Genomic DNA, 13,901 nt, shown 5'->3' with positions numbered 1-13,901 from the left:
GCTTAGGCATTGATCAGCGCATGCACATACTCCACAAACGCCCGCGCCTTGGCACTCGCCATTCGGCCCGTGGGGAACACCGCCCATAGGTCCCGGGCGGGCAAGTGCCAGTCGGTCAGCACGGTCTTTACCTCGCCGCTGGCCAACTCCGGGGCAAACATCCAGGTTGACGATAGGGTCAGCCCCAAATGGCTCAGCACGGCTGCGCGCACACCTTCTGCCGCGGTGACGCGCACGCGGCCGTGGGCGACGAGGGGGTATTGCGTGTCGCCTTGAGTGAAGGTCCAGTGCGAGCCTTCGCCACGGGTATAGATGATTGCCTGGTGTTGCAGCAGATCCGCCGGGGTGACGGGTTCGCCGAAGCGTTCGAAATACGCCGGGGTGCCGAGGACGACGCAGGGCGACTCGCCGATCTTGCGCGCCGTAAGACTTGAATCATCCAGGTTGCCCATGCGCAGGGCGACGTCGATGCCTTCTTCCACCAGGCTAAGGTTACGGTCGTCGAGCACCACGTCCACATTCACGCCCGGGTATTGCTCCAGGAACGGCCCCAGGTGCGGAATGATGTGCATGCGGGCGAAGGTCACCGCCGCGCTGACGCGCAGGTTGCCCGACAGGCCCGCGCCGGCGCCACGGGCGGCGTCGTTGGCTTCGTCGATGGCACGCTTGGCTTTCTCGAAAAATGCCAGGCCCGCCTCGGTGGGCGTCAGGCCCCGGGTGGAGCGCAATACCAGCCGTACCGCCAGGCGCGCTTCCAGTTGCGCGATGCTCTTGGATACGGCGGGCTGGCCGATGCCCAGGCGTTTGGCTGCGGCCGAGAACGAGCCGGTTTCGACGACGTGGACAAAGGTTTCCATGGCGGTGAGGCGGTCCATCGGGTGTCCTTTCTTGGTGGGGCAGGGGCATGGCGAGTGAGGGGGCTGGGCGTTGAGTGTAATCGGGGTTGACCTCGGCGTAACGAATCACGCGGTCCTTGCCGGTCACTAAGAGTCGGGACCTATGCCATCCAGGACTAAATCCTCAGCTTTCAATATCCGGTAAAACAACCGCCAGTCGCGATCGGTGATTTTGTGCTTGAGTAAAGATAACTCTAGGGTTACTTTTATTCGGGCCAAGCCAAGGAGGCTGGAGTGCAAAGCAGGCTATTGATCAAGGAGCTCCAAGAGGCAGGTTGGGTGCTGGATCGGGTGACGGGCAGTCATCATATTTTTACGCACCGCTATAGCCCGTACACGATCCCGGTGCCGCATCCAAAAAAGGACCTGCCCTTGGGCACCGTCACAAGCATCAGGAAACGCGCCGGGCTGTTTCAGTTTTAAGGAGAGCATGCATGCAATACCCAATCTGTATCGAATGGGGCGACGACTTCATCGCCACCGGCATTCAGATCCCCGATATTCCAGGTGCGGTCACCGCCGGGGACAGTTTTGAAGAGGCGTACAACGCCGCTGTGGAAGTAGCGCACATCCTGTTGCAGGAGATCGCCGCAGAGGGTGGGGTGATTCCGATGCCGACGTCGGTGGCCAACCACCACGCCCACGAAGACTACGCCGGGATGGGCTGGGGCATGTTGGAGTTGGACATCTCGCCCTATCTGGGCAAAACCGAGAAGGTCAATGTGACCTTGCCCGGTTATGTCATTCAGCGCATCGACCGGTATGTGCGCGAGCACAAGGTCAAAAGCCGCTCGTCATTTCTGGCGGACGCGGCTTTGGAGAAGTTGGTGCGTTCGTAACGGCAATCAGGCGGTGGCGACAGCGGCGCCACGCGAAGCACTCAGGAACCGCAACAAGGCCAGCAGTGGGAACGCACTGCCCACCAGCATCACTCCCAACCAGCCGCCGTGTTCGTACACGCTGCTGGCGATGGCCGAGCCGAAGGCACCGCCGATGAAGATGCTGGTCATGTACAGCGCATTCAGGCGGCTGCGGCTGTTGGCGTCGAGGGCGTAGATGGCGCGTTGCCCGAGCACCATGTTCATCTGCACGCAGAAGTCCAGCACCACGCCGGTGACTGCCAGGCCGATCACGCTGTACAGCGGGTGCACAAAGGCCGGCAGGAAGCTCAGTGCGGCAAACAGCATCGCCAGCAGCGAGGCGCGGTGGGTGTGGCCGGCATCGGCCAGGCGCCCGGCGATCGGCGCGGCGATGGCGCCCAAGGCACCGACCAGGGCAAACAGCGCGATCTCGCTTTGGCTCAGGCCGTGATTACGCGCCAGCTCCAATGGCGCAGCAGTCCAGAACAGGCTGAAGGTGGCGAACATGCCGCCTTGGTAGAACGCTCGTTGGCGCAGCACCGGCTGCCGGCGCAGCAGGGTGCCCAGCGAGCGCAGCAGTTGGCCATAGCTGGCGCTGTGATCCGGCTGGCGCTGGGGGATGGTCAGCATCAGCACCACGCTGATAAACGCCATCAATGCGGCTGCCGCCATGAACATCGCTCTCCAGCCGAAGTGGTCCGCCACCACGCTGGACACCGGCCGTGCCAGCAGGATGCCGAGCAACAGGCCGCCCATGATGCTGCCGACGACCCGGCCGCGGGACTCTGCCGGCGCCAGATGGGCGGCCAGCGGGATCAGAATTTGTACCGAGACGGAACTGAATCCGATCAGCAGCGACACAAGAAGGAACAAATTCGGCTGCTCGGTAAACGCCGCGCCCAGTAGGCTGGCGATTGCCACCACGGTGGTGGTGATCATCAGCTTGCGGTTTTCCAGCAGGTCACCCAGGGGCACCAGGAAGAACAGGCCCAGGGCATAACCGATTTGCGTGAGGGATACGATCAGGCTGGCCATTGCCGGCGTGAGGCCGATGTCCGGCGCAATCAGTTCGATGATCGGCTGCGCGTAGTAGATGTTGGCGACGATGGCGCCGCAGCAAAACGCAAACAGCATCACCATGCTCCGGGTCATGGTGCTTGTAGCGTGGGTCGTAGCGTTCATGGTGTTCTCATAAATGCGAATGAAAGTGGGGCGAGCCTAAAGACAACACCGTAGCCAGAGTAGGCCGCTGGCAGTGATAACACTCATGCCCGGTAATGATGAGTGAATCGTTAACTTTCTGCGCGAGCGCCAATGATACATTCAGACACAACTGCCGAAACAGGAAATCCACTGCAATGAAAATCACGTTGAACAAGATGCTCCTGGCTTCAACCCTCGCTGCGGCCATGGCCGTAGGCTTGGCTCAGGCCGCCGATGCGCCGCGGGTCGGTGTACGCGGCGCCATCACCGCGATCGACGGCGACGCGATGCATGTCAAGGTAAACAGCGGCGAAGAGGTGACTGTGCACCTGACCAAAGACACCCAGGTCCGTGCCGTAACGCTGGCCAAGATCGACGAGATCAAGCCCGGCAGCTATATCGGCTCGGCCGCCATGCCCAATTCGGACGGCACCTTGACCGCCCTCGAAGTGCACGTGTTTCCACCGGCCATGGCCGGCACAGGCGACGGGCACCGGGCGTTTGATTTGAAAGAAGGCAGCAGCATGACCAACGGCACCGTCGGCGACCTGGTGGTCAGCAACGGGCGAACCTTGACCGTCAAGTACAAGGGCGGCGAGCAGAAGATCGTGGTGCCGGATGATGTGCCGATCGTCAACCTGGAGCCAGGTGATCGCAGTTTGCTCAAGCCGGGGACGAAGGTGGTGTTGTTTGCGGCGCAGGGGGCGGATGGCATTATCACCGCCCAGGCCATCTCGGCCGGTAAAGACGGCGTCACACCGCCGATGTAACTGCCCAACATAAAACCAACTGTGGGAGGGGCGGTGCCCCTCCCACAGTTTTTATCGCGTTTCTTCAGTTATTGACCGGAATAGATCTGATCGAAAACCCCACCATCATTGAAGTGGGTTTTCTGCACGGTGCGCCAGTCACCAAAGGTCTTCTCCACCGACAGGAAGTCGACTTTCGGGAAGCGGTCGGTGTACTTGGCCAGTACCTTGGGATCACGTGGGCGCAGGTAGTTGTTGGCCGCGATTTCCTGGCCTTCCGGCGACCACAGGTATCTCAGGTAGTCTTCGGCCGCCACGCGGGTGCCTTTCTTCTCAACCACTTTGTCGACCACCGACACCGGCGGCTCAGCTTCGGCGGACACGCTTGGGTAGATCACTTCGAACTGATCACGGCCAAATTCACGGGCGATCATTTCTGCTTCGTTTTCAAAGGTCACCAGCACGTCGCCGATCTGGTTGGTCATGAACGTGGTGGTCGCCGCACGGCCGCCGGTGTCCAGTACCGGGGCTTGCTTGAATAGCTTGCCGACAAAGGCCTTGGCCTTGTTTTCGTCGCCGCCGTTTTTCAGCACGTAGCCCCAGGCCGAGAGGTAGGTGTAGCGGCCATTGCCCGAGGTTTTCGGGTTGGGCACGATCACTTGCACGCCATCTTTAAGCAGGTCCGGCCAGTCTTTCAGGGCTTTCGGGTTGCCTTTGCGCACAATAAACACGGTGGCGGAGGTGAACGGCGCGCTGTTGTTCGGCAGGCGGGTGACCCAGTTGTCAGGCACCAGTTTGCCGTTGTCGACCAGGGCATTGATGTCGGTGGCCATGTTCATGGTGATCACGTCAGCCGGCAGGCCGTCGATTACCGAGCGCGCTTGTTTGCTGGAGCCGCCGAAGGACATCTGTAGGGTCAACTTGTCGTTCGGGTGCTCGGCTTCCCAATGTTTCTGGAAGGCGGCGTTGTAGTCCTTGTAGAAATCGCGCATCACGTCGTAGGAGACGTTGAGCAGTGTGACGGGGGCAGCCTGGACGGCGCCCGCCAGGGCAAGGCCGGCGGCCAGGAGAGAGGCGCTTACGAGTTTTTTCACTGCTCATTCCTTGTTGTTCGAGAAGGTTGTCGTTTGAGTGGGGGCATTTTGCCAGCGACTATAGCCGGGGCTGCATAGACGCTTAAAGATTAAAACGAACTTTGCTTATTCCACTTTCTTAAAAAGAGCGTTGCCACAGCGCGAGCAAAACGCCGCGTTGGGCTCATGGCTGTTTTTCTTGCACACCGGGCAGTCGGTTTGCAGCTGTTCTCCGCGCATGGCACTCGCCAGTTCGGCGGTGAAAATACCGGTGGGCACGGCGATGATCGAGTAACCGGTGATCATCACCAGCGACGAAATCACCTGGCCCAACGGGGTCTTGGGCACGATATCGCCAAAGCCTACGGTGGTCAGGGTCACGATCGCCCAATAGATGCCTTTGGGGATGCTGGTAAAACCGTGTTCCGGGCCCTCGATCACGTACATCAAGGTGCCGAACACCGTCACCAGGGTGCACACGCTGACCAGGAACACCACGATCTTCTGCTTGCTGCCGCGCAGCGCGGCCATCAGGTAATTGGCCTGCTTGAGGTACGGGCTGAGCTTGAGCACGCGGAAGATCCGCAGCATGCGGATGATGCGGATGATCAGCAGGTACTGCGCGTCGCTGTAATACAGCGCGAGGATCCCGGGGACGATAGCCAGCAAATCCACCAGCCCGTAAAAGCTGAAGGCATAGCGCAATGGCTTGGGCGAGCAGTACAGGCGCAGGCCGTACTCGATCAGAAAGATCAGCGTAAAGCCCCACTCGATATAGGCCAGCACATCGGAGTAGTTCTGATGCACCTGGTCGATGCTGTCGAGCATCACGATCACCAGGCTGGCGAGGATGATCAGCAGCAGGATGCCGTCAAAGCGCCGCCCGGCAACCGTGTCGCTTTGAAAAACCATGACGTAGAGCCGCTGGCGCCAGTCGTTGTTGCTGTCCATAAATCCCGCCTGCATTGAATATCGGGCAAGCCTAGGGGGATTCGAAGGGGCTGTCCATGCGGGGTTTCCTGAGTATTCGGCGGCCGGCGCGCACCAGCCAGCAGGCGAGGATGAACGGCGCGGTCAGCGCAGGCAGGTGCAGTGCCGCGAAGCCTGGGGTGAGGATGATCGCCAGCAGGATGCCGAGCAACGGTAGCCAGGGTTGGCGCTGCACTTGGCTCAGGGCCAGGGCGGCCAGCGCCGGGTTGTAGCTGTGCAGGCCAAGCAGGGCGCCGGCGGGTTCATCCAGCAGCAGGGCGACCAGCCCCCGGCACTGGCGCCGAACAGCGCCCAAAAGGCGGCGCGACGGTTGGCCAGCAGCAGACCCAGGGCGATCAAGGCGCCCGCCAGCGGCTGGTCCAGCAGCATGACTTGTGCGAGCCCGGTAAACGGTGCGGTGAGCACGGCCAGGGTGTCGGGGTCGCTCAGGGCGACGGTGCTCTGTGGCACGCGGCCCATCAGCAACCAGCCCAGGCCGACAAACGGCGCGGTGTAGGCGGGCAGGTCATCGGGCCGGGTCGCGTGTTTCAGCCATTGGCGCGTCAGGATCGCACCCAGGCCGCCGCACGCCAGGATCAGTGGCGGCAACATAGCCGACCAGGCGAAATGCTGGCTGATCAACAAGCCCAGCAGCACCCCGTTATAGCTATAAAGCCCGGCCTGACGCTCGGCCTTGGGGTAACCCCGGCGCTGGGCCGTGAGCAAGCCGGCGACGCCACCCAGCAACGCACCGCCGAGCAAGGCCGGGGCGCCGACCAGGATGGCCAGCAGGCACAGCAGGCCGCACAGCGGTTGGCGTTGCAGGAAGATCTGGCTGAAGCCATTGAGCAGGGCTTCGGCCCAGTCGGGGCAGGTTGGGTTGTGCATGGTGGTTTAGTCAGTGAGACCGAGTCGCCCCCAATCGCAGTCAAGCCAGCTCCCACATTTGACGGTGTTGTGGGAGCCGGGCTTGCTCGCGATGGGGCCCTTACAGGCGCTAGATCAACGTCTCGATACGCAAGGAATTGGTCGAACCCGGCTGCCCGAACGGCACCCCCGCAGTAATCACCAAAGTATCCCCGCGCTGCGCCATGCCCTGCGCCTGGGCGATTTCCAGCGCGGTGGAACACACCTCATCTACCTGGCGCAGCCGATCGTTGACCACCGAGTGCACGCCCCACGCCACGCTCAAACGCCGCGCCGTGGACAGGTTCGGCGTGAGGTTGAGGATCGGCGCCACCGGCCGTTCCCGCGCTGCGCGCAGGCTCGAGCTGCCGGACTCGCTGTAGTTCACCAGCACCGCCACCGGCAGGATGCTGCTGATGCGGCGGATCGCGCAGCTGATGGCGTCCGACACCGTGGCATCCGCCTTGGGCCGGCTCACATCCAGTTGGGCCTGGTAGTCCGGGCCGTTTTCCACCTGGCGGATGATCTTGCTCATCATCTGCACGGCTTCCAGCGGGTACTCGCCCGACGCGGTTTCCGCCGACAGCATCACCGCGTCTGCGCCTTCGGCCACGGCGTTGGCTACATCGGTGACTTCAGCACGGGTCGGCGCCGGGGAGAAACGCATGGATTCGAGCATCTGCGTGGCCACCACCACCGGTTTACCCAGCTGGCGGCAGGTGCTGATGATGTCTTTCTGGATTTGCGGCACGCTCTCGGCAGGCACTTCGACGCCCAGGTCGCCTCTGGCCACCATGATTGCGTCGCTCAGTTCGGCGATTTCCCGCAGGCGTTGCACGGCGGACGGCTTCTCGATCTTGGCCATCAGGAAGGCCTTGTCGCCGATCAACTCGCGGGCCTCGCGGATATCTTCCGGGCGCTGCACAAACGACAGCGCCACCCAGTCCACGCCCAGTTCCAGGCCGAAGCTCAAGTCGCGGCGATCCTTGGCGGTCAATGGGCTGAGTTCCAGCAAGGCTTGTGGGACGTTCACGCCTTTGCGGTCGGATAATTCGCCGCCATTCAGCACGGTGGTGTCGATAGCGTCGGCATGTTTGGTGATCACCCGCAGGCGCAGCTTGCCGTCATCCAGCAGCAGGTCCATGCCGGGCTCCAGCGCCGCGATGATTTCCGGGTGGGGCAGGTTGACCCGGCATTGATCACCGGGCGTCGGGTCCAGGTCCAGGCGCAGGGCCTGGCCACGCACCAGTTGCACCTTGCCCTCGGCAAAGCACCCGACCCGCAACTTCGGCCCCTGCAGGTCCATCAGGATACCCAGCGGGTAATTCAGCTGGCGTTCCACTTGGCGAATCCACTGGTAGCGCTGGGCGTGATCGGCGTGCTCGCCGTGGCTGAAGTTGAGGCGGAAAATATTCACGCCGGCTTCCACCAGCTCGCGGATGTCATCGATGCCGTCGGTGGCCGGGCCCAGGGTGGCGAGGATTTTGACCTTTTTGTCAGGCGTCATGTTTGGCAGTCTCAAGGATCAGAATGGCGCGGAAGTCGTTGACGTTGGTGCGCGTTGGCTCGGTGACGATCAACCCGTCGAGGGCGGCGAAATAGCCGTAGCCATTGTTGTTATCCAACTCATCGCTGGCCGATAGGCCCAGGGCTTCGGCGCGGGCATGGCTGCAGGGCGTCATGATCGCGCCGGCGTTGTCCTCGGAGCCGTCGATGCCATCGGTGTCGCCGGCCAGCGCATACACGCCGGGCAGGCCTTTGAGGCTGTCGGTCAGGCTCAGCAGGAATTCGGCGTTGCGCCCGCCACGGCCATTGCCGCGTACGGTGACGGTGGTTTCACCGCCGGAGAGGATCACGCACGGCGCGGCCAGCGGCTGGCCATGCTGCACAATTTGCCGCGCAATGCCGGCGTGCACCTTGGCCACGTCCCGGGCTTCGCCTTCCAGGTCGCCGAGGATCAGCGGGCTGAACCCGGCCTGGCGCACTTTTACCGCCACCGCTTCCAGCGACTGCTGCGGGCGGGCGATCAGTTGGAAGTGGCTGCGGGCGAGCACCGGGTCGCCGGGCTTGATGGTTTCCGAGGCGGGGTTCTGCAACCAGCTACGCACGGAGGCCGGGGCCTCAATGCCGTAACGCTTGAGAATCGCCAGGGCTTGCTGCGAGGTGCTGGGGTCGCCGACCGTGGGGCCGGAGGCGATCACGCTGGCCTGGTCGCCCGGCACATCGGAGATTGCGTAGGTGTAGACCGTCGCCGGCCATGCAGCCTTGGCCAGCCTACCGCCCTTGATCGCCGAGAGGTGCTTGCGCACGCAGTTCATCTCGCCAATGGTCGCGCCGGATTTGAGCAGGGCTTTGTTGATCGCTTGCTTGTCGGCCAGGCTGATGCCCTCGGCGGGCAGGGCCAGCAAGGCCGAACCGCCGCCGGACAGCAGGAAAATCACGCGGTCGTCTTCGCCAAGGTTGCTGATCAACGCCAGCACGCGCTGGGCCACGGCGAGGCCCGCCGCATCGGGCACCGGGTGGGCGGCTTCGACCACTTCGATTTTTTTGCACGGCGCGCCATGGCCGTAGCGGGTCACCACCAGGCCCGAAATGTCGCCCTGCCAGCAGTTCTCGACCACGAGCGCCATGGCGGCTGCGGCTTTGCCCGCTCCGATCACGATCACTCGGCCGCTGCGGTCGGTGGGCAGATAAGGTTCAAGGACTTGCCGGGGGTGGGCAGCGTCGATGGCTGCGGCAAACAGCTCGCGAAGCAGGTGTTGCGGATCGACCGACATAAGCGGGCTCCCGGAGGATTCTTGTTATTAGGTGTGTGACTTGGAACCAGGTCAAAAGGTGGGAGCAGGCAAGCCAGCTCCCACACTGGATCGCATTTCAAGTGAAGGCTTATTTATCGCGAATCGAAAAGTTCGCCATATGCTCCAGTCCCTTGATCAGTGCCGAGTGGTCCCAGTTGCCGCCGCCAATCGCCTTGCAAGTGCTGAACACCTGTTGGGTGCCGGCCGTGTTCGGCAGGTTGATCCCCAGTTCCTTGGCGCCGGCCAGTGCCAGGTTCAGGTCCTTCTGGTGCAGGTTGATACGGAAGCCCGGATCGAAGGTGCCCTTGATCATCCGTTCGCCATGCACTTCCAGGATTTTCGACGACGCAAAGCCGCCCATCAGGGCTTCACGCACCTTGGCCGGGTCGGCGCCGTTTTTCGAGGCGAACAGCAGCGCTTCAGCCACTGCCTGGATGTTCAGCGCGACGATGATCTGGTTGGCTACCTTGGCGGTCTGGCCGTCGCCGTTGCCGCCGACCAGGGTGATGTTCTTGCCCATGCTCTGGAACAACGGCAAGGCGCGTTCGAAAGTCTGCGGCTGGCCACCGACCATGATGCTCAGGCTGCCGGCCTTGGCGCCGACTTCACCGCCGGACACCGGCGCATCCAGGTACTGCGCGCCGGTCTGGTTGATCTTCGCGGCAAAGGCCTTCGTCGCGGTGGGGGAGATCGAACTCATGTCGATCACCACTTTGTTCGGCGACAAACCGGCAGCGACACCGTCGGCGCGGAACAGCACGTCATCGACCTGTGGGGTGTCGGGCACCATCACGATAATGAACTCGGCTTCCTGCGCCACTTGCTGCGGGTTGGCCAGGGCCACGGCACCGGCGCTGATCAGCTCGGCAGGCGCCTTGCCGTGGTGTTCGGAAAGAAACAGTTGATGACCGGCTTTCTGCAGGTTGGCGGCCATGGGTTGGCCCATGATGCCGGTGCCGATAAATCCGATTTTAGCCATGATTAAAATCCTCTTTTTATTCGATGGGCAGGCCAGTCTGCCAACACAGGAAATCTACGGTGGGAGCTGGCTTGCCTGCGATGGCATCAACTGGTCATGCCTGACACACCGCGGTGTCTGCATCGCAGGCAAGCCAGCTCCCACATTGTTCTGTGGTGTGTCGGTTAGATCGCGTTGTGGGTTTTGAGCCAGCCCAGACCCGCTTCGGTAGTGGTCAGCGGCTTGTACTCGCAGCCGACCCAACCCTGGTAACCGATGCGGTCCAGATGTTCGAACAGGAAGCGGTAGTTGATCTCGCCGGTGCCGGGTTCGTTGCGCCCGGGGTTGTCGGCGAGCTGGATGTGGTTGATTTCGTCCAGGTGCGCGGCCATGGTGCGGGCCAGGTCGCCTTCCATGATTTGCATGTGATAGATGTCGTATTGCAGGAACAGGTTGGCGCTGCCCACCTGCTCGCGAATCGACAGGGCCTGGGCGGTGTTGTTCAGGTAGAAGCCCGGGATGTCGCGGGTGTTGATCATTTCCATCACCAGCTTGATGCCCGCCGCTTGCAGCTTGTCGGCGGCGTATTTGAGGTTGGCGACAAAGGTTTTTTCCAGCGTTGCGTCATCCACACCGGCGGGACGAATCCCCGCCAGGCAGTTGATCTGCGTATTGCCCAGTACTTGGGCATAGGCGATGGCCAGCTTGACCCCGGCGCGGAACTCCTCGACCCGCTCCGGGTGGCACGCCAGGCCGCGTTCGCCCTTGGCCCAGTCACCGGCCGGCAGGTTGAACAGCACTTGGGTCAGGCCGTTGGCGTCCAACTGCGCCTTGATCTCGGCCGAGCTGAATTCATACGGGAACAGGTACTCAACGCCTTCGAAACCGGCGTCGGCGGCGGCTTTGAAGCGGGCGAGAAAGTCCTGCTCGGTAAACAGCATGGACAGGTTGGCGGCGAAGCGCGGCATAGGGCTCTCCTTAATCGAGCAGGGAAATGGCGGTCGGCGCATCGTTGCCGACCAGCGCCAGATCTTCGAATTCGTTGACGGCGTTGATCTCGGTGCCCATGGAGATATTGGTCACGCGCTCCAGGATGATTTCGACGATCACCGGCACCTTGAACTCCTCGATCATGTCCTGCGCCTTGCGCAACGCGGGTTGGATCTGACCCGGCTCGAATACGCGCAGGGCCTTGCAGCCCAGGCCCTCGGCGACGGCCACGTGGTCCACCCCATAACCGTTGAGTTCCGGGGCGTTGAGGTTGTCGAAAGACAGCTGCACGCAGTAGTCCATTTCAAACCCGCGCTGGGCCTGACGGATCAACCCGAGGTAGGAGTTGTTCACCACCACGTGGATGTACGGCAGCTTGAACTGTGCGCCCACCGCCAGCTCTTCGATCATGAACTGGAAGTCGTAGTCGCCCGACAGTGCCACGACTTTGCGGCTCGGGTCGGCCTTGACCACGCCCAGCGCCGCCGGGATGGTCCAGCCCAACGGGCCCGCCTGGCCGCAGTTGATCCAGTGGCGCGGCTTGTAGACGTGCAGGAATTGCGCGCCGGCAATCTGCGACAGGCCGATGGTGCTGACGTAGCAGGTGTCTTTGCCGAACACCTGGTTCATCTCTTCGTACACCCGTTGCGGTTTGACCGGCACGTTGTCGAAGTGGGTTTTGCGATGCAGGGTGGCTTTGCGCTGCTGGCAGTCATGCAGCCAGGCGCTGCGGTCCTTGAGCTTGCCGGCGGCTTTCCACTCGCGGGCCACTTCGATAAACATCGTCAGTGCCGAACCGGCGTCGGAAACGATGCCCAGGTCCGGGGTGAACACGCGGCCGATCTGCGTCGGCTCGATGTCGACGTGAATAAATTTGCGCCCCTCGGTGTAGACCTCCACCGAACCGGTATGGCGGTTGGCCCAGCGGTTGCCGATGCCCAGCACCACGTCCGACTTGAGCATGGTCGCGTTGCCATAGCGGTGGGAGGTTTGCAGGCCGACCATGCCCACCATCAGCGGGTGATCGTCGGGGATGGTGCCCCAGCCCATCAGGGTCGGGATCACGGGAATGCCGGTCAGTTCGGCAAACTCCACCAGCAGTTCACTGGCGTCGGCGTTGATCACGCCGCCGCCGCTGACCAGCAATGGGCGTTCAGCCTGATCCAGCAGCGCCAGGGCTTTCTCCACCTGGATGCGCGTGGCCAATGGCTTGGCCAGGGGCAGTGGCTGGTAGGCGTCGATATCGAACTCGATCTCGGCCATCTGCACGTCGAATGGCAGGTCGATCAGCACCGGGCCGGGGCGGCCGGAACGCATTTCATAGAAGGCTTTCTGGAAGGCGTAGGGCACCTGGCCGGGTTCGAGCACGGTGGTCGCCCACTTGGTCACCGGCTTGACGATGCTGGTGATGTCCACGGCCTGGAAGTCTTCCTTGTGCATCCGTGCACGCGGGGCCTGGCCGGTGATGCAGAGGATCGGGATCGAGTCGGCCGAGGCGCTGTACAGGCCGGTGACCATATCGGTGCCCGCCGGGCCCGAGGTGCCGATGCACACGCCGATGTTGCCGGCCTTGGTGCGGGTGTAACCCTCGGCCATGTGCGAGGCGCCTTCAACGTGGCGAGCAAGGACGTGATCGATGCCACCCACTTTCTGCAGGGCTGAATACAGCGGGTTGATCGCGGCGCCTGGGATACCGAAGGCGGTGTCCACGCCTTCACGGCGCATCACCAGGACGGCGGCTTCGATTGCTCTCATTTTGCTCATGATTTTGGTGCCTCTTGCGTTTTGTAATTGTATACAAGTGGTTTCTGTTCAAAGTGTATTCACGGCGAGCGGCGCAGGTCAATCCATTTTATTCGCTGGCCATTGCGTTCGTCGGAACAGCTTTTTACGACATATGGAGCGTTTGTTTGAAAATATTGTATACAAAAACAAATGTCATTGTGTTCTATTTGTTTAATCGAGCATCTGATCCAGCAGACCTCCATCGCATTCCCGATAACAAAAGAAGGACGGCACCATGAGCGCTTTAACCTTGAAACTCGCCACCCAACTGGCCAGTCAGGCCCTCACCGCAGGCCGCACGATTTCTGCTGCGCCGCTGACCATCGCGGTGCTCGACAGCGGTGGTCACTTGATCACCCTGCAACGCGAAGACGGCGCCAGCCTGCTGCGCCCGCAAATCGCCATCGGCAAGGCCTGGGGCGCCATCGCCCTGGGCAAAGGCTCACGCTTGCTGGCACTGGACGCGCAACAGCGCCCGGCGTTTATCGCCGCGTTGAACAGCCTGGGCCAGGGCAGCGTGGTACCGGCGCCGGGTGGGGTGTTGATTCGGGATCAGGGCGGGGTGGTACTGGGAGCGATCGGGATCAGCGGGGATACATCGGATATCGATGAGCAGTGCGCGATCACGGCGATCGAGGGGGTGGGGTTGTTGGCGGATGCGGGGGTGTCGGCTTGATTTTTGGGTGACGGGTCTGTCCCCTTCGCGGGCAAGCC

At 62.2% G+C, this 13,901-nt stretch carries 13 protein-coding genes and 1 pseudogene; 4 read left to right on the top strand and 10 right to left on the bottom strand.

Annotated features, from left to right (window positions below; translation table 11 throughout):
• Positions 1–2: 2 nt before the first annotated feature.
• Positions 3–875: a LysR family transcriptional regulator gene (locus LRS56_16975; GenBank protein WDU60571.1), complete on the bottom strand. Its 873-nt coding sequence runs from the start codon at positions 873–875 to the stop codon at positions 3–5.
• A 255-nt stretch (positions 876–1,130) separates the two neighbouring features.
• On the opposite strand from LRS56_16975, the gene LRS56_16970 reads away from it, so the two are divergent.
• Positions 1,131–1,319 carry a type II toxin-antitoxin system HicA family toxin gene (locus LRS56_16970; protein ID WDU60570.1) on the top strand — a complete coding sequence of 63 codons (189 nt, stop codon included), beginning with the start codon at positions 1,131–1,133 and terminating at the stop codon, positions 1,317–1,319.
• 11 nt (positions 1,320–1,330) lie between these two features.
• Positions 1,331–1,735, top strand: a complete 405-nt coding sequence (locus LRS56_16965; protein WDU60569.1) for a type II toxin-antitoxin system HicB family antitoxin — start codon at positions 1,331–1,333, stop codon at positions 1,733–1,735.
• A 6-nt stretch (positions 1,736–1,741) separates the two neighbouring features.
• On the opposite strand, the gene LRS56_16960 is transcribed toward LRS56_16965, so the two are convergent.
• Positions 1,742–2,938, bottom strand: coding sequence for an MFS transporter (locus tag LRS56_16960; protein WDU60568.1), 1,197 nt, complete (start codon positions 2,936–2,938; stop codon positions 1,742–1,744).
• 176 nt (positions 2,939–3,114) lie between these two features.
• Between LRS56_16960 and LRS56_16955 the strand changes: the two genes are divergently transcribed.
• Positions 3,115–3,729: a DUF5666 domain-containing protein gene (locus tag LRS56_16955; GenBank protein ID WDU60567.1), complete on the top strand. Its 615-nt coding sequence runs from the start codon at positions 3,115–3,117 to the stop codon at positions 3,727–3,729.
• A 68-nt stretch (positions 3,730–3,797) separates the two neighbouring features.
• On the opposite strand, the gene LRS56_16950 is transcribed toward LRS56_16955, so the two are convergent.
• The 8 genes and pseudogenes from LRS56_16950 to gcl form a co-directional block, all read right to left on the bottom strand.
• The gene (locus LRS56_16950; protein WDU60566.1) at positions 3,798–4,802 is read right to left on the bottom strand and encodes a sulfate ABC transporter substrate-binding protein; all 1,005 of its coding nucleotides are present in this window, start codon (positions 4,800–4,802) and stop codon (positions 3,798–3,800) included.
• 105 nt (positions 4,803–4,907) lie between these two features.
• Positions 4,908–5,732 (bottom strand): ion transporter, encoded by an 825-nt coding sequence (locus LRS56_16945; GenBank protein ID WDU60565.1) that lies wholly within the window; start codon positions 5,730–5,732, stop codon positions 4,908–4,910.
• 31 nt (positions 5,733–5,763) lie between these two features.
• Positions 5,764–6,638: pseudogene (locus LRS56_16940) on the bottom strand (urea transporter).
• 109 nt (positions 6,639–6,747) lie between these two features.
• The gene (pyk, locus tag LRS56_16935) at positions 6,748–8,163 is read right to left on the bottom strand and encodes a pyruvate kinase (GenBank protein ID WDU60564.1); all 1,416 of its coding nucleotides are present in this window, start codon (positions 8,161–8,163) and stop codon (positions 6,748–6,750) included.
• Positions 8,153–9,433, bottom strand: a complete 1,281-nt coding sequence (locus LRS56_16930; protein WDU60563.1) for a glycerate kinase — start codon at positions 9,431–9,433, stop codon at positions 8,153–8,155. Before LRS56_16930 ends, pyk begins: the two co-directional genes overlap by 11 nt.
• A 109-nt stretch (positions 9,434–9,542) precedes the next feature.
• Complete coding sequence (locus LRS56_16925; protein WDU60562.1) at positions 9,543–10,433, bottom strand: 2-hydroxy-3-oxopropionate reductase; 891 nt, start codon at positions 10,431–10,433, stop codon at positions 9,543–9,545.
• 164 nt (positions 10,434–10,597) lie between these two features.
• Complete coding sequence (gene hyi, locus LRS56_16920; GenBank protein ID WDU60561.1) at positions 10,598–11,380, bottom strand: hydroxypyruvate isomerase; 783 nt, start codon at positions 11,378–11,380, stop codon at positions 10,598–10,600.
• 10 nt (positions 11,381–11,390) lie between these two features.
• Positions 11,391–13,166 (bottom strand): glyoxylate carboligase, encoded by a 1,776-nt coding sequence (gene gcl, locus LRS56_16915; GenBank protein WDU60560.1) that lies wholly within the window; start codon positions 13,164–13,166, stop codon positions 11,391–11,393.
• Between the two features lie 256 nt (positions 13,167–13,422).
• Here gcl and LRS56_16910 point away from each other — a divergent pair, with 256 nt between their 5' ends.
• Positions 13,423–13,863 (top strand): heme-binding protein, encoded by a 441-nt coding sequence (locus tag LRS56_16910; protein WDU60559.1) that lies wholly within the window; start codon positions 13,423–13,425, stop codon positions 13,861–13,863.
• The last annotated feature ends 38 nt before the right edge of the window (positions 13,864–13,901 follow it).

The sequence above is a fragment of the Pseudomonas poae genome, assembly GCA_028869255.1.
In the GTDB taxonomy this organism is placed as follows: domain Bacteria; phylum Pseudomonadota; class Gammaproteobacteria; order Pseudomonadales; family Pseudomonadaceae; genus Aquipseudomonas; species Aquipseudomonas poae_C.
The sequence above is the reverse complement of the archived record's forward strand: the minus strand, read 5'-3'. Positions and strand labels throughout refer to the sequence as shown.

Bases quoted from the DNA above. Each gene is read 5' to 3' on its own strand.
- LRS56_16975 (WDU60571.1), bottom strand. From the start codon at position 875: ATGGACCGCCTCACCGCCATGGAAACCTTTGTCCACGTCGTCGAAACC.
- LRS56_16965 (WDU60569.1), top strand. From the start codon at position 1,331: ATGCAATACCCAATCTGTATCGAATGGGGCGACGACTTCATCGCCACC.
- LRS56_16960 (WDU60568.1), bottom strand. From the start codon at position 2,938: ATGAACGCTACGACCCACGCTACAAGCACCATGACCCGGAGCATGGTG.
- LRS56_16955 (WDU60567.1), top strand. From the start codon at position 3,115: ATGAAAATCACGTTGAACAAGATGCTCCTGGCTTCAACCCTCGCTGCG.
- LRS56_16945 (WDU60565.1), bottom strand. From the start codon at position 5,732: ATGGACAGCAACAACGACTGGCGCCAGCGGCTCTACGTCATGGTTTTT.
- pyk (WDU60564.1), bottom strand. From the start codon at position 8,163: ATGACGCCTGACAAAAAGGTCAAAATCCTCGCCACCCTGGGCCCGGCC.
- LRS56_16930 (WDU60563.1), bottom strand. From the start codon at position 9,433: ATGTCGGTCGATCCGCAACACCTGCTTCGCGAGCTGTTTGCCGCAGCC.
- LRS56_16925 (WDU60562.1), bottom strand. From the start codon at position 10,433: ATGGCTAAAATCGGATTTATCGGCACCGGCATCATGGGCCAACCCATG.
- hyi (WDU60561.1), bottom strand. From the start codon at position 11,380: ATGCCGCGCTTCGCCGCCAACCTGTCCATGCTGTTTACCGAGCAGGAC.
- gcl (WDU60560.1), bottom strand. From the start codon at position 13,166: ATGAGCAAAATGAGAGCAATCGAAGCCGCCGTCCTGGTGATGCGCCGT.
- LRS56_16910 (WDU60559.1), top strand. From the start codon at position 13,423: ATGAGCGCTTTAACCTTGAAACTCGCCACCCAACTGGCCAGTCAGGCC.